The sequence below is a fragment of the Exiguobacterium sp. s102 genome (genome assembly GCF_018618635.1).
Classification (GTDB): Bacteria; Bacillota; Bacilli; order Exiguobacteriales; family Exiguobacteriaceae; genus Exiguobacterium_A; species Exiguobacterium_A oxidotolerans.
Genome location: NZ_JACSML010000001.1, coordinates 177,193 through 196,824, shown reverse-complemented (window position 1 = coordinate 196,824; position 19,632 = coordinate 177,193). Strand labels below are relative to the sequence as shown.

Genomic DNA, 19,632 nt, shown 5'->3' with positions numbered 1-19,632 from the left:
TTAACGAGGAGGACATTTTTGATTATGTCATTATTTAATTATTATACAGTAAAAGAAAATGGTTTCCATGAAATCATTATACAAAAGTCACGATTTATTACATATTTAGCACGCGCTACCTCTGAGCAAGAAGCACAGGGCTTCATCGCGGCGATTAAAAAGCAACACCATGACGCCAATCACAATTGTTCAGCGTACGTCATCGGTGAACGAAATGACATTCAAAAAGCGAATGATGATGGTGAACCGAGTGGAACGGCCGGCGTTCCGATGCTCGAAGTGTTGAAAAAACGTAATCTCCGGAATACGGTTGTCGTCGTCACCCGCTACTTCGGAGGAATCAAGCTCGGTGGCGGTGGTTTAATCCGTGCTTACGGCACAAGTGTCTCAGAAGGATTGAATACAATCGGCGTCATCGAACGCGTTTCCCACGACCTCCTTGAAGTGACGGTCGATTACACATGGCTCGGAAAATTAGAAAATGAACTCCGGGCGACGCGTCACCTCATCGACCAAATCCATTACCTCGATCATGTTCAAATCGACGTCCTCGTCAATTCAGACGATGTCGCCCCATTCATCGAGTGGATGACGAACTTGACGAATGGGCAAGCGAAGATACACGAAAATGGTTCTCGCTACATCGAGCACGATGTGACCTGACGTGACATTCTGTCTCGACCTGCTATACTGTTTGTAAAGAATTTAAAATTTTTTTAATTATTCAGTAAAGTTAGGGGCAATGAACAGTGGAGGATTCTACACGATCTCGTTCTAATAACCGAAAATCAAAACGCTCTTGGTTTAAGATTTTCGTCACCGTATTTCTCATCGTCTTAGTCACAGGTGGCGCTACGTTCGCCTACGTCGCATATAAAACCTTTCAAACAGCCAACAAAACAGAAGTAAAATTATCCCGTGGTGAAAAATCAGAAAAACGTCCAGCGGCCGTCGATTTGACGAAAGATCATTTCTCCGTCCTGCTCGTCGGGACGGACGAACGCCCTGGTGACACTGCTTCACGATCAGACACGATGATTGTCGCCACCTTCAACAAAGCGGAAAAGAAAGTCAGCATGTTGAGTATCCCCCGGGATTCCCTCGTCATGATTCCGTCTGTCGGCTACGAAGATAAAATTAATCACTCGTATGCGTTCGGAGGAATCGATTCAACGATTGAGACGGTCGAGAACTTGCTCGATATCCCAATCGACTATTATGGCTCAATCAACTTTAATGGTGTCGTCGCGATTGTCGATGCAATTGGCGGAGTCGACGTCGACGTCAAGTTGCCGATCGACACACTCGATTCATCTGATCAACAGAGCGGCGTCAAGCTCGATCCCGGCGTTCAGACATTAACCGGTGAAGAAGCACTCGCCTATGCCCGGATGCGCTACGAAGATCCCGAAGGTGACATCGGCCGTACAAAACGCCAACAACAAATTTTACAAGCCATCATCGATGAATCGACTTCGCTCGGTTCAATCACAAAGTTGAATCAATTGATGCAAGCGACCGGCGATAACTTCCAAACAAACATGTCGTTAACGGAAGCATTCCAGCTGCAGCCGTTCGTCAAGTCACTCGCGACCGTCAACCGGATCGACTTAGAAGGATCGGATGCCCGAATCAACGGCGGCTATTACTACAAGCTGGATGAAGAGTCGCTCCAAGAAGCAAAAAACATGTTAAAAGAACAACTCGCTCTGCCGACGAACCAGGCAAGTGAGGCATCGGCTGACGATTCAGGGACAAAAGATGATACGTCGACTGAAGCAAACTGACTTTGAGGCGTTGTTCGCATTACAAAAACGTGCTTATCAAATAGAGGCGGAGTTAATCGGTACGACCGATTTTCCACCTTTGCGCCAAACATCGGCTGAATTGATGCGAGAAGCTCCGCTCGGTTACGTCTTGACGTCCGAATCTAGACTCATCGGTTGCCTGACGTTTTCCGATCGGACGATTACACGTCTGATCGTCGCACCCGATTTTTTCCGGCAAGGTGTCGCCTCTCGTTTACTGCGCCATGCGCTTGAAGCAGAGGATTTGCAATTCGTCTCAACTGCAAAAATGAACGCGCCGGCGATTGCGCTTTATCATCAATTCAATTTCATCGAAGACGCAACGACCGTCCGGCAAGACATCGTCCTCGCCCACCTCAAGCGTAAGACTGAAAACAATGGAGCTGACTCATAAGTCAAATCAAAATCAATATTTGTGTCGTACGTCTCCGACAACAATCAAACGGCCGATGATTCTGTCTTTTCATGGAATCATCGGCCATTTCTATAACTATTCTTTTCGCTCATGCCGTCTTGAAACCTATCCAAGTCACATATGGAAAAGTTCGCATTCCTTGTCCAAAACGATTACGCGCTGTCTATTAGAAAGACAGCGCGTTCAGGCTGTAGACAAAGTGCCATCGGGAGATCAAGCGTCTTTTTTCGTTGCTTTCCTCGGGCGAGGCGCAAGCCGTTGCTCCTTGATCCTAACGGACAAGAAGCAGGGTCTTGCCTGCCTCTAAAAGTGCGTTAAAAACGCACTTCTCCCCGCAGGAGTCAACGAAACGTGACGCTTTTTAGGTAACACTATGACGGAAATCCAGTCATGCAGACGGTTTAGGGCGCAATCTGTCTCGAATCGCTTTTAAAGCGAAAAGCAATCGGTCGCGACCCTGCAGCTTTGCTGTAGAGGCGCGGAAGATTGCCGCTTTGAAGACGAGGCGAGACAGGGAAGCGCGACCGGATTGTCTCTCGTTATCGCATGTTGACGCTTCATAAGAGTTTGTCTACACGCTGTACGCGCTGTCTATTAGAAAGACAGGGCGTTTTTAGTTTGTATCATACCTAGATGAAGTAACGGCCGGTTAGACACTCCTCTGTGTTAAGCGAGACCAATCCCGCTTAACACCATTCCAATCACTGCTCCAAGTAAAACGATGCGTAACGGCGACTGGTTATAAAAACGAAGTAAACAAAAGAGCCCGAAGGCGACGAAGAAATCGAGACCCGTCTCGACGCTCGATGTAAAGATGGGGTCATATAGGGCGGCTAACAACAAACCAACGACTGCTGCATTGACGCCGATCAACATCCGTCCGACTTGTTTGTTCATCCGGACGCGATCCCAAAACGGGACGACGCCAATCACGAGCAGAAAACCGGGTAAAAAAATCGCCAATGTCGCGAGCAGACCACCCGACACACCTGAAATAACCGTCCCGAGATACGTCGCAAATGTAAAGAGTGGACCGGGAACGGCTTGGGCCGCGGCATACCCCGCCAGAAAGTTCGTTCCGTCCATAAATCCTGGTACGAGTGCCTGGTTGAGAAACGGTAAGACGACGTGACCGCCCCCAAACACGAGTGCACCGGCATTGTACATGATGCTTGCAAGCTGCACGTTTCCCGTCGCCACCGTCGCTAAAATCGGTGTCGCGACTAACAAACCGAAAAAGAGTATGAGCGCACTGATGCTCCACACGCGTGATACGTGAATGGCTAACGGCTGACCAGATTGTGGTTCAACTTTAAACAAGAGTAATCCGAACAATGCCGCCAGTAGTAAGACACCGACTTGCGCAAGCGGATGATCGAAGATTAAGACACCTGCAAGCGCAAGCAACATCAACGCTAACCGCTTCGGTCCAACAGCAAGCTTCATCCCCATTCCGAGTACAGCATCGGCAACAATCGCCACCGCGACGAGTTTCAGACCGTGAATGAATCCCGCATCGGTCAAATCGTAAGTTGTCGCAAGCAGTGCGAACATGATCAATAACAGACTCGACGGTAATGTAAACCCGATAAAGGAAATGATTGCACCGACGACGCCACCACGAATCAACCCGATTCCCATCCCGACTTGACTCGATGCCGGACCGGGAAGAAACTGGCAAAGTGCCACAAGATCGGCGTAGCCTTTCTCGTCAATCCACTTCCTTCGTTTGACGTATTCTTCATAAAAGTATCCGAGATGCGCGACAGGACCTCCGAACGATGTCAAGCCGAGCTTCAAAGAGACGATGAAGATTTCTATCCATCTACTCATTTCTCCACCTCCAACACCTAGTATACGAAACGTTTGTAAATTTTTTGTGACAGCTTACAGTTCAGTCGACTTTTGTTTTCCGTATGTCCCCTTTCTCCACAATGCTTCGATTGGCCCTTGGTGATGGTGTCGCAAATACCAACGCGAGAAAAACGTTTGGCAGGCTAATAAGATGAGAGCTCCTAACGTCCCTTGCCACAGCGGAATCGTGCCGTATGTCCCGGATAAGAAAACAAGGACTGTAAAAACGAGTGTGTGCGTCAAATAATTCGTTAGCGCCATCCGTCCGAGCAAGCGGAACCCTTCCATTCGCAGGCCGGCCCGAACAACCAAGGCGATGGCTGTCGCATAAGTAATGGCGAGCGTTCGTCCGGACAACCAGACGAAAAAGTAATTGATTAGTCCATCTGCAACCTGCCCTTGGTGAACGCGAATAATTTGCGTTAGTGCAGGGAGTGACAAAATCAAGCTTACGAGGAACCCTACGATGAGTAATCGTGTTGTCGGTGGCCGCACTGAAAAGCGTTCCATCAAATAGGCGCCGATTAAAAAGAGAGATAAAATTTCCGGCCAAAGCATCAACGTATTTCCGAGTGCATCCGGCAATTGGACGGTCGCATGATAAATGAAATAACCTCCGAGATCACGTTCGGCAACAAGATCGGTCAATCGACCGTCCGGTTCAATGATGGAACGATCGCCTTCTGATTGAGCAAAGAGATAAATTGAAAGATAGAGAGAGACCGTATACAGTTGGAGGGCAAGACCGATGAAGAGTTTGGTCAGCGGTCGTGTTTTGACGAAGAGCAACAAAAGGAATCCGCAAAACGCATACGTTTGGAGGATGTCACCTTCCCAAAACAATAAATGAATGAGACCAATCGCAAATAAAATCGTCAAACGGCGAACAAAAATCCACAGCGAACGCTTTTTTTGACGGAGCCGGTCGATGAAGAGGATAAAGCCGGCACCAAACAACGCGCTAAACAACGTATAAAACTTCGTTTGAATGAACAAATCAAAGAAAAGCCGGAGCAATCGGTCGACTTGTCCCATATCGGACACGAACCGTTCCCCGAGAAAACTCGGCATGTTGACGAGCAAAATCCCACACAGTGCAAAACCACGGAGGACATCCAAATAAATAATCCGTTCTTTTTCCGCTATCGGATTCATAATAGTCTCCTTAATCGTCAATCAGCCGCCCAAAAATCAAATTTTGAGCGGCTGATTGGTCATTTTGATGTAAGTCGTTCGAGTAAATTCAATAACGGACGATAGCGTTCGCCAAGTAGTCCCAGCGATTCGACTAAGATATCGAGCACAATCAATAACATGATTAACGAAACGAGTGCCCCGACGGAATTCGTTTGTGAAAATAAAATCGCCGTCATGCCGAAAATCGCACACAACCCATAAATCACGAGCACAGCTTGGCGCATCGTAAATCCAAGATCGAGCAGACGATGATGCAGGTGGGCTTTGTCTGGTGCGAACGGTGGTTTCCCTTGAAGAACACGCCGGACGATTGCAAACAACGTGTCGGAGATCGGAATCCCGAGCAAGATGACCGGAACGGCAAGCGAGAACAAGGTCACGTTTTTAAAACCGAGTAACGATAAGACACCAAGCATGTATCCAAGGAACAAGGCCCCTGTATCCCCCATGAAAATCTTCGCCGGATAAAAATTGTGGAACAAAAAGCCGAGCGTGCTCATCAAGAGTAAAATTGCGACGATCGTCACGTAAACATTTCCTTGGATGACAGCGAGGCTGATCAACGTCAACAACACGATGCTCGAGACACCGGCTGCGAGTCCATCCAGTCCATCAATCAAGTTGACGGCATTCGTAATCCCGATGACCCAAAGAAACGTCAACGGCACACTCCACCAACCGAGAAATAACTGCTGGTCAAACGGCAAATTGATGAATTCGATTCGAATACCTCCATTTAAGACGATGACGGCAGCAACAATTTGTCCCATCAGTTTCAACCGGGCATTCAATTGGAATCGGTCGTCGAAGGCCCCCGTCAAAATGATGACGAATCCTCCGACTAGAATATGAGTCGCATAGGGACTCGAAGGTTGCAAAATAAAATAGCCAATCATGAACGCGATATAAATCGCCAAACCACCTAGACGTGGCATGATTCGCACATGTACTTTTCGCGCGTCCGGACTGTCAACGGCACCGACTGCAATCGCAAAGCGTTTTACGACGGGTGTGATCAGTAAGGCCGCGATAAAACAGACGATGGACGCAGTCCATAACATAATAACATCACGCTCCTGCGCGAATTATATCATAAAAAAAAAGAGCCGACGAGCGGCTCACATGAAGATCGGGACTTCAGCAGACGGATCATATGTATAAATCCCACGGCCAACCTTTTTGATCGCCGGGTTCGCTTGCTCGACTTTCGCCATCAATTGATAGATGTTACTGATTTGATGACGGTAACGTAATTCAAGTTCCATTTGAATGTCACGTGCCGACATCGATTCACGTTCACGCATCAAATCACTGATTTGGTGGACGTACACTTCAAGCGGGTAACGCTGATTGACACGCCGTTGTTTTAGAGGGCGTTCTTGTGCTACGGCGATTTCTTTTGAATACTCTCCAGCACCACGACTCAACTCTGCAATCAAGTATTCTGCACGCCGTTGAAGACGGCGGTATTCCTCTTCAATCTCCATCAACTCACGATAAATGTGTTCACTCGTTCCCATGTTTACCCTACCTTCCAAAATTAAACATAAATATTTCAATTATGTTTCAATTGTATGTTTATTGAAATATTACAGACTATAAATTGTCTGTGTAATATATAATTTTTTTAAATATTTAATTATCCTGTAATATTTTCATCAAACACCCGATACAATGGTTACACCTCATATTAACAGAAAGGAGCTAGAACGGAACATATAAATTATAAATTAAACTATCTCAAAAGCACTTATTTTATTCGTAAAGGTGTTCTAACTATTGATTTTACACAAAAGGAGACTGGAAAATTAATGGACAAATTAACTAAAATATTGTCGTTTGCACTAGTACTTTTGCTTCTACTCACGGTTGCGTTTCCGTCTTCTTTAGTATCGGCAGCTAGCGGTACTTCTTTTACGAAAACGACTTATAAAACAACAGATTCTTTAAATCTTCGGACATCCAATACAACCACGTCGAAAAAGTTGACGACGATTCCGAAAAACACACAGATCAGCTCCTCTTATCGTAAAGGGAATTGGTACAAACTGTCTTATCAAGGAAAGACGGGCTACGTGCTAGGAACATACTTAAAGAAAGTCGTCACGGGGACTGCTTTCGCGAAGACAACTTATCAAACAACCGCAGCACTTTCTTTACGCAAAGCAGCGACGACTTCTTCGACACGGCTGTTGACGATTCCAACAGGTAAAAAAATCAGCTCAAGCTATAAAGATGGAAACTGGTACAAAGTCACGTACAGTAATAAAACCGGTTACGTCTCCGGCTCTTACTTAAAAAAAGTCGCGGCTTCGACAACATCGAAAACGACTGCTTATACAACAACCGAACGGTTAAATCTTCGTACCGCACCGAGTGCATCCGGGAAACTGATCTTGACGATTCCGAAAACTCAAGTCGTTCAGTCGCTATCTACAAGTGGCGCGTGGCATAAAGTGACCTATAACGGATCGACGGGTTATGTCATCGGTACTTACTTGAAAAAAGGGACTTCTTCTCCCGCCTTTTCTTCTACGGCGAGCGTCGATTACAGCGGTTCAAAAATGTATGTCCTCATCAGCTCAGGTAGTACGGTCACATTACGCTCCGGTCCGTCTTCTTCAAGTAGCCAACTCGCTCGTCTCGAACGCGGTACGCCGGTCGCCGTCTCAAACAGTACACATAAAACACGTGGTTATGTCGCTGTTAAAACAGCGGACGGACGCTCCGGTTATGTCGAGTCGATGTATTTAACCCTCTTTCAACCCGCTCCTTCGAATCGACCATTGATCGTCCTTGATCCTGGTCATGGTGGTTATGACCCTGGTGCTACACGGGTCGGACTAACAGAACGCGATATCGTCCTCGCCGTCGCGCGTCAGGTCGCAAGCCTTCTCGAAGGAAAAGTCGATTTACAATTAACGCGGTATACGAATGACTATTATCCGACATTGACTGACCGCAGCGTCATGGCGAACTCGCATGCAACTGCTCGCTTCGTCAGCATCCATATCAATGCCTCAAACGCTACGAGCGCTTCCGGTGCCGAAAACTATTACTATAGCGGATCAACATCCATTCAATTAGCAAATGCGATTCAACAACGGCTGGTCAGTTATGCCGGTATGCGAAATCGCGGTGTGGATTTCGGTAACTTAGCGGTCATCCGAGGCACGAATGCTCCCGCCGTTTTGACAGAACTCGGATTCCTTTCAAACAGCACGGATCGTTCGAAGTTAACGAACGCTGCCTACCAGGCACGTTACGCACAAGCGATCGCAGATGGAATTCTCGCGACACTTTAATTTTCCACAACACTTCGAGCCGACTAAAAAATATGACATACAATCACAAAAAAGGATTGCCATCTACCGATGCGCAATCCTTTCAGCGTGTAGACAAACTATTAAAAAGCGTAAACATATGGTATCGAGATGCAATCCGTTCGCGCTTCCCTGTCTCGCCTCGTCTTCAAAGCGGCAATCTTCCGCGCCGCTACAGCAAAGCTGCAGGATCGCGACCGATTGCTTTTCGCGGTTCTAAGCGATTCGAAACGGATTGCGCTCTAAAACGTCTCCATGCCCGGCTTTTTGGTCACGGTATTAGCTAAAAAGCGTCATATTTCGTTGACTCCTACGGGAAAAAGTGCGTTTTTAACGCACGTTCAGAGGCAGGCAAGACCCTGCTCGTTGTCCGTAAGGACCAAGGAGCAACGGCTTGCGCCTCGCCCGAGGAAAGCAACGAATAAAGACGCTTTTTCTCCTGATAGCACTTTGTCTACAGTCTGCACGCTAAAAGGATTGCCATCTACCGATGAATTTTGCGAAAAAAATTTGTTTTGAGAAGAAGCAGGAAAGCAACTTTTCACCATCCGTTAAGATTAAAAACCGCTTAATTTGTCTATACGCGAAAAGGACCGCTCAGGGAAGCGGTCCTTTTCCTCACATGAAAAGAGATCAATCAGATGAAACAACGAACCATCAGGGAATGGAACGTTGTCGTTAGCGACTAGCTAAGATTTGCTCAAGGGAAAGCAAATCTGTCGAATCGACACGATAGTCTGCCTCATGTAACGTCGTTTCCGGTCCAACGCCGACAGCATACATGCCTGCCGCGTGGATGGCTATAATACCGGCTGCTGCATCTTCTACACCGATACAGCGACTCGGATCGACGTCAAGCGCTTCAGCTGCCCGTAAAAACACTTCAGGGTGTGGTTTAGACTGAGCAACTGTTGCCGCATCGACGATATCATCGAAATAGTGTCGGACCTTTAGTGCCTCAACGACCGTCAGCGCATTTTTCGAAGCCGACGCCATACCGATTTTCAGCCCAGCAGCCCGAATCTCATCCAAAAATGAAATAATTCCCGGAAGAAGATCTTGTTCTGAGATATGTTGAATCAACTCGACGTAGTGCTCGTTCTTTTTCGTCGCAAGCTTATTTTTCTCGGCTTCCGTGAAAGCATGCTGCTTTCCACCGAGCGCCAAGATCCGCTCTAACGAATCGGTCCGACTTACACCTTTAAGTGTTTCGTTGAAATCCCGGTCGAACGGAATCTCAAGCTCCTCTCCGAGTTGCTTCCACGCTAAGTAATGATACTCGGCTGTATCGGTAATCACGCCGTCTAAGTCAAAAATAACCGCTTCAATCGTTGGTGCCATCCGACATCCATCCTTTCATCCATCGTACATGAAAGACAAGAAATCGAATGATTTGCGCAAACGATTGCACTTGCCTCAAGAAATATTTTACCTCTTCATACACCTCTTTGCAAGCGTTATCAAAAATTTCTTCATTTAGACCTTTTGAAGTTATCAGGAAAAATTAGTTTGCATTGATAACGCTTTCAAATAAGCATAAATGTTTTCTCTATTTATCTCTTTACTATTCGTTTTACATTTTTTAACTGGTATAATCAGGTTAGTTTTAGAATCGGAATTGAAGGAGTGACTTAGTATGTTTCAACGTGTCAAACAACTACTCGACGAACAGAGCCGTCGGATGCGACGTTATGAAAAAATCGTCCTGTCGATCAATAGTCTAGAAGCGGAAATGCAACAGAAGACCGATGACGAACTCTGCCGCTTAACCGCTTCTTTAAAAGAACGTCTTCAGACGGGTGAGTCGGTCGAAGCGATTACTGCGACTGCATTTGCGCTTGTTCGGGAAGCGAGTAAGCGGACGCTCGGATTCCGCCATTACGATGTCCAGCTGATTGGTGGCCTATCGCTACTTGAAGGACATATCGCCGAGATGGCGACCGGGGAAGGAAAAACCCTCGTCGCTTCGCTCGCCAGTTTTACACAGAGTCTGTACGGGCAAGGCGTCCATGTCATCACCGTCAATGAATATTTGGCCCGCCGTGACGCGGAACAAATCGGACAAATCCATCGCTTTTTAGGACTGACGGTCGGCATCAATCATTCCGACTTATCATTTGACGAGAAGCGAGCCGCCTACGCTGCCGATATTACATACGGAGTCGGAACGGAGTTCGGTTTTGATTACCTTCGCGACCATCTCGTCATGCGCAAAGAAGACCGGTTGCAACGCCCTCTCCGCTTTGCTCTGATCGATGAAGTCGATAGCATCTTGATTGATGAAGCTAAAACCCCTCTCATCATGGCGGAACGTGACACCGTTCACGAAGCGCTACAACAACTCGTCCGTCGTGTCATCGAAGCGTTCCAGCCAGAGGAAGATTATACGTTTGACGATGAAATTAAAGCGGTTGCCTTAACCGACCAAGGCATCGAGACGATTGAGCGAACGTTCGGAGTCGATCAACTCTTTGCGGCAGAACATGCTGTCTTGTTTCATTATGTCATCCAGGCACTTCGCGCGCATGTCGTCTTGACACGCGATATCGACTACATCGTCAAAGATGATAAAATCGCCCTCGTCGACTTATTCACAGGTCGCTTAATGGAAGGGCGCAGTTTATCTGACGGCCTACACCAAGCACTCGAGGCAAAAGAGAATGTTACCGTGACTGAAGAAAACCGGACGACAGCCCAAATCACGATTCAACATTATTTCCGCCTCTACCGTCATGTTTCGGGTATGACGGGAACCGCGTCGACCTCACGCGATGAGTTCCTGAAAACTTACCGGATGGATGTCGTATCGATTCCACCGAATCGCCCGAAAATCCGAATCGATGAACCAGACGTCCTTTTTTCGACGCGTCAGGAAAAATATCAGGCCATCGCACAGGCAACACGACTCGCACATCAAACAGGACAACCCGTATTGATCGGGACGACTTCAATCGAACAATCCCTAAAAGTCGCTCACGTCCTGGAGCGCGAACAGTTGCCTTATGAGATTTTGAATGCAAAGACGGTTGATCAAGAAATCCGAATCATCGAGTCAGCCGGACAAGCCGGCCGGATTACGATTGCGACGAACATGGCCGGTCGTGGAACGGATATCGTCCTCGATGCCTCTGCCAAACAGCAAGGTGGATTGTTGGTCATCGGGACAGAACGCCACGAGTCGGTCCGCATCGATAATCAACTTCGCGGCCGGGCCGGTCGCCAAGGTGATCCAGGATTGACGCGCTTCTATTTATCGCTCGAAGACGAGCTTCCCCGCCGCTTCGCAAAAGACCGCCTCACCCGTGTTCAAAAAAAGCTTCCCGATGTCGCAGGTCCTGTCACGTTAAAAGAGGCGCGTCAGTTGATGTGCTATGCGCAGGAGACATGTGAATCCGTCAACCGGAGCGTCCGTGATGAACTCGTCCAGCTAGAAGATGTCATCAGTGAGCAACGCCTCGCGATCTATCGTCTTCGCAATCAAATTGTTGAGTCCGAGTCACTTGAAGGGTTCGTCCAGTCCTTTGCTGCTCGTGTCATTCATGCCTTAGTCGATGAGCATCTCCATGACGCGCTCGTTCCAGAAGAATGGCCACTGGCATTACTGACATCGGAACTTGAACAGCTCGTCCAACAACCGGTCCTGCTCGAGCGCGTCGAATCGCGTGAAGAAATGAAACAACGATTGACTCCACTCATTGCAGAGACCGAGACCACGATGGCAGACCATCTTGCGTCCCATGAAGAAACAGCACGTCGCTTCATGCTGCTCGCACTCGATGAACAGTGGACGGGTCACTTAACGGCGATGAATTCATTGAAGGAAGGGATTCATCTTCGCGGTTATGCGCAGGAACAACCTGTTCGTATCTTTGAACAGGAAGGAATGGACTACTTCACTTATGCGATTTCTACTTTTGAAAAACAGATTGTCTCTAGTCTTTGTCGCTTCGAAAGTGTTACGACTGAAGGAGGAATGCTTCATGCAACCGTCGACTGATTCACCGGTTATTCAACCTGCGCTCTATTTCACGGACGATATGCCAATCGTCAAAGAAGATGAGTATGTCTTCCGCTACGTCGCGGCACAACTACCTGGACTCGCTCCTGGTCAAATGGCAATCCACCTCTTCCAAAGGTTAGAAAACAAGCCGTTGCGCTTGATTGCCTTGTTCCAAAATACACTTGACCAAGCTTTCCAGCTGAATGATTTAGTCGTTCTTGCACTGTCCGGCGACCAGTTGATTGCCCGGAAAACGCTTAGTATCGAGGAGATACCGGTCCTTTTACCAATGGTAACAATTCCGCTTTGGCTTGAGTTTGCGGAAGAAGATGTGTTTGTCGACCTTGATTTACTTACTGATCCGGTCCAACTTGTCTTTTCGAACGAATTATTGACCGATGTGCTGATTGATTCGTCCTTCTCGGAGACTGAACGCCAACGGATCCGCCAAATCGCTTTTTCTCACCCGATTCCTCCGACAGACGGTTGGTCGCTCCTTCCGGTATCGATTCTAAAAAAAGAGACTTCCGTTGAAGCGATTGTCTTAGTGCGTAATCCAAGTAATCAGCTTTTGACACTCGATCAGTTGGCATTCGAACTCGTGACCGGAGAAACGACGCTTGCGCAGACCGAGCACCCCGCTGTATCTGTTTTTTCGACGAGCGAATATGCCATTCGCCTCCAGTTTGACTATTCGGCAAAGGCAACTGAAACGTTCGCCCTCCGCTACCTCCCCTAATCAACAACGAGGCGCCTCGTCCAATGACGAAGCGCCTCGTTCCTTTTTTATCCTTTTAACAATCCGATGACGCGGACGTCGACTGCTTTCGGTGGGAATGCCAACATGTTTTCCATGTCTTGCACAATCCGTTCTTGCACTTTACCCGCTGTCTTGATGATCGACATACCATACTTGATATGAACAGCCAGGCTGACCGTAATCTCGCCTCCGACATCTTCGACCTTAACGAGTTTGACCATTTGTTTTTCTTGCAGTTTCGAATCATCTTGCGTAAATGCGATACCTTCTGTTTCCTTGACGGCAACTCCGGCGATGACCTCGATTACCTGCTGAGAAACGTTTACGACACCATCCGCGTTGTTTAAGTTATATGACATACTTTCCACGCCCTTCATCTATTAATCCATCTACTTTAAAGTGTATAGCATTTAACCTTTTTTTGAAAGGTCTTCCCGCTTCTCGACAATCGGACGGATGTCAATTTCAATCAATGGGCGTAACATCCGAACAACTGCCGGGTGAACGATGATTCCGACGATTAAAATCGCAACGCCAAAAATGATCAACAAAGCGACCCAAGGTTCTGTTACAAATGCACCCGTTACATATTGTCGCCAAGCCATGACGAAGAAGACGTGTAAAAGATAAACGTAGAGACTCAGCTCCCCTGCCCGGGTCACGAGTGGAAGCCTGCGCATCGGCACAAGCATCATGAACCCGAGTGACGCCGTGATCGATAAGAAATAGATGACGCTATGCTTCAGTACCCCGACCCAGGCATCGCTATCATATTGTTCGACGTAAGGAAAACGGTGTTTAAAGGCATTTGCAAGATCGACGACTTCTTGCGGTGTATCCCGCCAGGCTTGAAACAATAAAAAACCGACGACGGAAGTAAACGCGAGTCCGCCCAGTAAGCGGACGTTCATCCGGCGTTTGAAATTTTTCGGCATCTCGAAAATCCGGATAAACTCGTGTTCCGAGAGATAGTTCCCTAATAAGAAATACGGATAGAACATGATTAACTTCCGTAATGCCAGGAATCCTGTATTCTCAAGTTCGAAGCCGTATAACAGGGCGAACGCTAAACCGAACCAGATATATCCTCTCAAGTGCACGACGTATGGTGTGACAATGTACCAGACGACCATGACGAACAAATACCAAAGCGCCCAGTACGGACGCAACAAGTGCGTCCCGATATTTTGACCGGAAAATAAGGGTAACCCTTCCCCAAAGGTTGCCCACGACCCGATTAAAATTTGCCAGACACAATAGACGGCAAATAATTGAATCACCCGTAAGTACTTGTTTTCGCGAAAGAAGTAGCCACTCAAAATGATGAACAATGGCATGTGGAACGAATAAATAATTAAATAGACCGTCTCGAGTACCTTGCCATCATAGTCGAACCGAATATCAGTCAGCATATGACCAATGACAACGAAAATGACAAGAAATCCTTTAATATTGTCGAACCATGGATTTCGATTCATGTTACACTACCCCTTATACTCCTCTGAAAGGAACGATTGTTTTATGAAAAAAGCACTATTGATTCTCTCGGTTGTCATAAACATCGTTCTCCTTGCACTACTGTTCGGACGTAAACCACTTGATTTAATCGAAGACGTCTTCCCTGCAATGAGTTCGAAACCGGTTACGACATTCCAATACACAAAAAACTCCAACTATGTCCGATTGAATAGTCTCTTCCATACTTATCAATACCCAAAATCTCCGAATGCTGTCATGTTAGGTGATTCGATGACACATTTTGGTGACTGGCGGATTTTGATGAATGATTCATCGATCGTTAATTTCGGGATTCCCGGTGATACAACGGAAGGATTTTTGACACGACTTGACCTAATTCTTGAGTTAGAACCAAAACAAGTTTTCGTGATGGGTGGTATCAATGACATCCGGCACTTCACACCCGTCTCTAAGATTACAGAGAATATGACGACGATCGTGACGACACTCCGAAAAAATAACATCGACGTCGTCATCCAGTCAACGGTCCCCGTCGCACCGAAATATTCCGACTCCGTCCGGGTCAACCGTGAAGTCGAAGCGTTGAACCGTAATTTGAAGCAGCTCGCAGAATCGGTCGATGCCGACTTCGTCGATTTACGGCCGGTCTTGACGAACGATCAAGGATACCTCCAAAATCGGATGACGTATGATGGGTTGCACCTCGTCGGTGGCGGTTACTTGCGGTGGAGCGATGCCTTAAAACCGTATGCAGAAAAGATAGATGTGACGGAAAATAAATAAGCTCTACTCGGCCGACCCGAATGATGCGCTTGTCATTCGGTTGGCTTTGATTGTATTCAAAAATCTAAAAAGGACGATTCCGACAGCGGAATCGTCCTTTGAGCTTGTAAAGATTCGGTGAGGCTGATGCCTGACCAATTCTTAGTCTTCTTGATTTTTAACGCCCATGTACGCAGCAACGCTTGAAGCTGTGAACACAGCGATTGCGACGATACCAACCGCGATCCAAACGACTTGATCCACCATCTGTTTTCCTCCTTTAATGTAACCGCTCACTTTCTTTTTTTAGCGTACACGAAAATCGTCAAGAAAGAAACACATTTTCCATGTCTAATGACTGGACGTTTAGGGAAAAAGTAACTATAGTAGAAGGACAACTATAAATTGTCAGAAAATTCGATTATTTCACAAGGAGGTGATTCTGATGGCCACTCCACTCTTGAAACCGAAACTCATGATGCAACGACGAAGTACACTCAACTTTGGTTATTGGCTCGTCATCGGGCTCATTGGTTGGATGATGCTCAGCTTAGTCACAGGACTTCGCGATGTCCTGACAAGTCTTCCTTTGTATGAAACAATTCCACTGACATTTCTGATCGTCTTTGTTACCGGCGTTACTTTAAAGATGCTTCGCGATGAATGGTGGATTCGTTATCTCAATCGGCAAAAGCAATTCTATATCGGTCAAGAAACCGTCCTGACGTGGTGTTCGATCATCGACAGCATGTGGCTCGTCCGCAAACCGATGCGTCGCGAACTACGGCACCTGTACAAACATATCACACAGACGAAAATTTCTGAAGAAGCAAAAGAGACACTCGCAATGCAACTCGTTGAGCGAGGAATCTTGATTGTTTATTCTCGTCCGAAAAGTGACCATCCAGCTTAATAAAAAAGCATTGAGAACTCAGGATTCTGCCCCTTGAGTTCTCAATGCTTTTTTATTGTGTCAATTGATTGTTTAACCAGGATGCCGCGCTTTCAATCGTCGGCATGACGAGCTGATGTCCGTGGTTTGACCATGTCACGTCGACATGCGCTCCGGCACCTTCAAATAGTGCTTTTAGTTCTTCCGTCTCACTTGCGGCACAAATCGGATCATTTGCCCCCGCTCCGATGAAGACGTTGACGCCTTCACTATTTGGCAACGGGATGCCACGACGCGGTACCATCGGATGGAGCAAAATCGCTTGTGCGAACAGCGCTTCTTCAAACATCATGTTCGCTGCGATATTCGCACCGTTCGAGTAACCGACGGGAATTAATTCCTGAACGGAAAATTGATACGTCTCACTTTTTTCTTTGATGAATGCCATCAATTCTTTTGTCCGTAAGGCTAAGTCGGCTTCGTCAAAGACGCCTTCTGCCAAGCGTTTAAAGAAACGCGGCATCCCATTTTCCGTGACTGCTCCACGAACGGAGAGATAACCGGCATCTGGATGAAGCAATTGGACGAGTCCGATTAAATCTTGTTCCGATCCACCCGTGCCATGGAGAAGCAAGAAAATCGGTGCGCCTTGTTTTTTAGGTTGTTCAAAAAGATGTATCATACGAGTCTCCCCTTCTTGACTGTGATTGGTGCGGCATGTTGCGCGATTTGCACCCGGTGCGCCTCAAATTGTTCCGGCAACTTTAAGTCTTCACCGAGTGCTTCGAATGCTTCATCAATGGCAAAACCAGGATTGTCCGTTGCGCTTTCATGACGATTACCTAGTTACTCCCTTTTATCCTTAATATAATAATAGTAACTAAATTACTAAAAGTAAACAAAAATGCTCAATTATATAAATTTTAAAAATGGAACCTTTAACCAGTTTTAACGTAAGGGTACAATGTAAAGAGAAGTGACTACTTAGTCTACCAAGGAGGTTCACATGCTAGAACTACAGAACATCACAAAACAGTTCGGCGATTTTACAGCCGTCGATGAGCTATCGTTTCAAGTTCCGGAAGGACAGATTTTCGGATTACTTGGCGCGAATGGTGCCGGAAAGACGACGACGTTCCGGATGTTGCTCGGTATCTTACAGCCGACGACAGGATCAATCACCTGGAAAGGAAAAGCCATCCCCCTCTCGCAAATCGGCTATTTACCAGAAGAACGCGGTCTTTATCCAAAGATTCGGGTGGACGAGCAATTAATCTTTTTAGCCGAGCTTCGTGGGATGCGGCGTAAAGAGGCTAAAGCATCTCTAGTGGCGTGGTTGGATTACTTTCAAATTCCTCAATATGAAAAGATGCGTGTCGAACAGCTTTCAAAAGGGAATCAGCAAAAAATTCAATTGATTTCTGCCGTCCTGCACAAGCCGGATCTGTTGATTCTCGATGAACCGTTCAGCGGACTTGACCCTGTCAACGTCGAACAACTTAAAAAAGCGGTCCGGAAACTGACGACGGACGGGACGACGATTGTCTTCTCGAGTCACCGGATGGATCATGTCGAAGAATTATGCGAACATGTCGCGATTTTAGATCACGGAAAACCTGTTGTCGCCGGTTACTTACCAGACATCAAAGCAGGCTACGGAAAAACGCGTGTTTTGTTAGCAACCGATGCCCCACCATTGTTATGGGATGCACTGCCTGGTATTTTACAGGTCGAGACGGAAGGCACCGGCTACACGCTCCAAGTCGAATCGAAAGAAGCCGCCGACGGATTACTTCGCCATTTAATTACAGAAGGTTTCCACGTCGAACGTTTCGTCTGGGATCAACTCTCCCTACAGGACATTTTCATCGAGGAGGTCGGAAAACGTTATGAACCGTAAATTTATGACCCTGTATCGCTTTAGTTTATTACAAAAATTGCGGGCAAAAAGTTTTCTTATCTCAACCGCTTTAATGATTGTTTTTTTGATTGGATTTTCGAATATCGAACGAATCATTGACTGGTTTGCAGGAGACGAACCTAAAATCGCTGTTGTCAGTTCACTGGATGCGGACATCGTTCCTGTTCTAAAAGAAAGTGGGATAAAATCCGAAATCGATCAGAAAGATTATTCATTACAGGAAGCACGAGATGCCGTTAAAGACGGCACATATGAAGTGGTTGCGTTGATGACGAGCGATCCTTACGCTGTCACATTAATTAGTGAGAGTCCGGAACAATCCCTGAAAACTCAACTGTCAACGGCACTAAAACTGGTTCGTGATCAAAAAATCATTTCTGAATCAAATGTTGATCCTGCGATTCTCGCCGCATTGGCTGCTCCTATTACAACAAAACAAGAGTTAACATCCACTGGCGGAAAAAATGAGGACGAACTGTTTGCCGCTTCTGCCCTCGTGTATGTTTTGCTGTTCTTAATGTATTTTACGATTGTAATTTATGGCGGAATGATTGTAACCGAGATTGCCAATGAAAAATCATCACGTGTCATGGAGCTGTTAATCTCTGCTGCCAGTCCGATTCAACATATGCTTGCAAAAATTTTATCCATTGCAACGGTCAGCATCATTCAACTTTCTTTGCTTGTTGGCGTTGGTTACTACAGTGGACAAAAAAGCAGCTTGTTTGACCAACTATCACTCGACTCTTTAAGCATTCAAACAGTTGTCTACTTATTTGTATTCTTCTTACTCGGCTACTTCCTTTATGCAACGTTGCTCGCCGCACTCGGTTCACTCGTCAGTCGGGTCGAAGATGCACAGCAAGTAACGATACCCGTTATCATGCTGATTGTAGCCGCGTTCATGATTTCCATTTTTAGTTTAAACGCTCCAACAAATCAAGCGGTCGTCGTCTTATCATTCATTCCGTTCTTCACCCCGATGTTGATGTTCTTACGGGTCATGCTGACGGACGTCCCGATGTGGCAAATCCTTTTATCCATCGGCTTAATGGGGGTAAGCATCGCCCTTGCCCTGTTCGTCGGAACGAAATTTTATCGAGGCGGTGTGCTGTTCTATGGATCGAACCCGCTCAAGCAACTGCGACGTATTTTAAGTGGTCGTCAGTAGTGGTTTACAAGATGAGACGTTTCCGCTATCGTTAAGTGAGAAAAACTTTA

Annotated in this window: 18 protein-coding genes; 10 read left to right on the top strand and 8 right to left on the bottom strand. The window is 46.7% G+C overall.

Annotated elements, in window-relative coordinates:
• Window positions 1-24 precede the first annotated feature (24 nt).
• The 3 genes from KNQ02_RS00880 (at window position 25) to KNQ02_RS00870 (ending at window position 2,202) form a co-directional block, all read left to right on the top strand.
• Entirely contained in the window at window positions 25-663 is a 639-nt protein-coding gene (locus tag KNQ02_RS00880; protein ID WP_214768858.1) for a YigZ family protein, read from the top strand.
• 86 nt (window positions 664-749) lie between these two features.
• Entirely contained in the window at window positions 750-1,787 is a 1,038-nt protein-coding gene (locus KNQ02_RS00875) for an LCP family protein (protein WP_214768860.1), read from the top strand.
• Window positions 1,762-2,202, top strand: coding sequence for a GNAT family N-acetyltransferase (locus tag KNQ02_RS00870; protein ID WP_214807178.1), 441 nt, complete (start codon window positions 1,762-1,764; stop codon window positions 2,200-2,202). Before KNQ02_RS00875 ends, KNQ02_RS00870 begins: the two co-directional genes overlap by 26 nt.
• 687 nt (window positions 2,203-2,889) lie before the next feature.
• On the opposite strand, the gene chrA is transcribed toward KNQ02_RS00870, so the two are convergent.
• The 4 genes from chrA to KNQ02_RS00850 are packed head-to-tail and all read right to left on the bottom strand — an operon-like array spanning window position 2,890 to window position 6,794.
• Window positions 2,890-4,056, bottom strand: coding sequence for a chromate efflux transporter (gene chrA / locus KNQ02_RS00865; protein WP_214807177.1), 1,167 nt, complete (start codon window positions 4,054-4,056; stop codon window positions 2,890-2,892).
• Window positions 4,057-4,110: 54 nt separating this feature from the next.
• Window positions 4,111-5,232: a DUF418 domain-containing protein gene (locus KNQ02_RS00860; protein ID WP_088837804.1), complete on the bottom strand. Its 1,122-nt coding sequence runs from the start codon at window positions 5,230-5,232 to the stop codon at window positions 4,111-4,113.
• A 59-nt stretch (window positions 5,233-5,291) separates the two neighbouring features.
• Window positions 5,292-6,335, bottom strand: a complete 1,044-nt coding sequence (locus KNQ02_RS00855; RefSeq protein ID WP_214766783.1) for a glycosyltransferase family 4 protein — start codon at window positions 6,333-6,335, stop codon at window positions 5,292-5,294.
• A gap of 57 nt (window positions 6,336-6,392) precedes the next feature.
• A complete protein-coding gene (locus tag KNQ02_RS00850; RefSeq protein WP_029331484.1) occupies window positions 6,393-6,794 on the bottom strand; it encodes a Rok-like winged helix domain-containing protein in 402 nt (133 codons plus the stop codon).
• A 291-nt stretch (window positions 6,795-7,085) separates the two neighbouring features.
• On the opposite strand from KNQ02_RS00850, the gene KNQ02_RS00845 reads away from it, so the two are divergent.
• On the top strand, window positions 7,086-8,579 hold the full coding sequence (locus KNQ02_RS00845) for an N-acetylmuramoyl-L-alanine amidase (protein WP_214807176.1): 1,494 nt from the start codon (window positions 7,086-7,088) through the stop codon (window positions 8,577-8,579).
• A 696-nt stretch (window positions 8,580-9,275) separates the two neighbouring features.
• Here KNQ02_RS00845 and pgmB read toward each other — a convergent pair.
• Window positions 9,276-9,938 (bottom strand): beta-phosphoglucomutase, encoded by a 663-nt coding sequence (gene pgmB / locus KNQ02_RS00840; RefSeq protein ID WP_214807174.1) that lies wholly within the window; start codon window positions 9,936-9,938, stop codon window positions 9,276-9,278.
• Between the two features lie 295 nt (window positions 9,939-10,233).
• On the opposite strand from pgmB, the gene secA reads away from it, so the two are divergent.
• Together secA and KNQ02_RS00830 are read left to right on the top strand one after the other, a co-directional pair.
• Complete coding sequence (gene secA, locus KNQ02_RS00835) at window positions 10,234-12,594, top strand: preprotein translocase subunit SecA (protein ID WP_214807172.1); 2,361 nt, start codon at window positions 10,234-10,236, stop codon at window positions 12,592-12,594.
• Entirely contained in the window at window positions 12,578-13,336 is a 759-nt protein-coding gene (locus KNQ02_RS00830) for an SLAP domain-containing protein (RefSeq protein WP_214768868.1), read from the top strand. Before secA ends, KNQ02_RS00830 begins: the two co-directional genes overlap by 17 nt.
• Window positions 13,337-13,383: 47 nt before the next feature.
• On the opposite strand, the gene KNQ02_RS00825 is transcribed toward KNQ02_RS00830, so the two are convergent.
• Together KNQ02_RS00825 and KNQ02_RS00820 are read right to left on the bottom strand one after the other, a co-directional pair.
• Entirely contained in the window at window positions 13,384-13,716 is a 333-nt protein-coding gene (locus tag KNQ02_RS00825) for an Asp23/Gls24 family envelope stress response protein (RefSeq protein ID WP_235195173.1), read from the bottom strand.
• Between the two features lie 51 nt (window positions 13,717-13,767).
• Window positions 13,768-14,835, bottom strand: a complete 1,068-nt coding sequence (locus KNQ02_RS00820) for an acyltransferase family protein (RefSeq protein WP_088837812.1) — start codon at window positions 14,833-14,835, stop codon at window positions 13,768-13,770.
• 43 nt (window positions 14,836-14,878) lie between these two features.
• Here KNQ02_RS00820 and KNQ02_RS00815 point away from each other — a divergent pair, with 43 nt between their 5' ends.
• Entirely contained in the window at window positions 14,879-15,619 is a 741-nt protein-coding gene (locus tag KNQ02_RS00815) for an SGNH/GDSL hydrolase family protein (protein ID WP_088837813.1), read from the top strand.
• 424 nt (window positions 15,620-16,043) lie between these two features.
• Entirely contained in the window at window positions 16,044-16,511 is a 468-nt protein-coding gene (locus KNQ02_RS00810) for a hypothetical protein (protein WP_088837814.1), read from the top strand.
• Between the two features lie 52 nt (window positions 16,512-16,563).
• Here the strand turns inward: KNQ02_RS00810 and KNQ02_RS00805 are convergent, their stop codons facing one another.
• Window positions 16,564-17,172 carry an alpha/beta hydrolase gene (locus KNQ02_RS00805; protein WP_088837815.1) on the bottom strand — a complete coding sequence of 203 codons (609 nt, stop codon included), beginning with the start codon at window positions 17,170-17,172 and terminating at the stop codon, window positions 16,564-16,566.
• A gap of 324 nt (window positions 17,173-17,496) precedes the next feature.
• Here KNQ02_RS00805 and KNQ02_RS00800 point away from each other — a divergent pair, with 324 nt between their 5' ends.
• Together KNQ02_RS00800 and KNQ02_RS00795 are read left to right on the top strand one after the other, a co-directional pair.
• Entirely contained in the window at window positions 17,497-18,390 is an 894-nt protein-coding gene (locus KNQ02_RS00800; protein ID WP_088837816.1) for an ABC transporter ATP-binding protein, read from the top strand.
• The gene (locus tag KNQ02_RS00795; RefSeq protein WP_088837817.1) at window positions 18,380-19,582 is read left to right on the top strand and encodes an ABC transporter permease; all 1,203 of its coding nucleotides are present in this window, start codon (window positions 18,380-18,382) and stop codon (window positions 19,580-19,582) included. The genes KNQ02_RS00800 and KNQ02_RS00795 overlap by 11 nt, the downstream gene beginning before the upstream one ends.
• Window positions 19,583-19,632 lie beyond the last annotated feature (50 nt).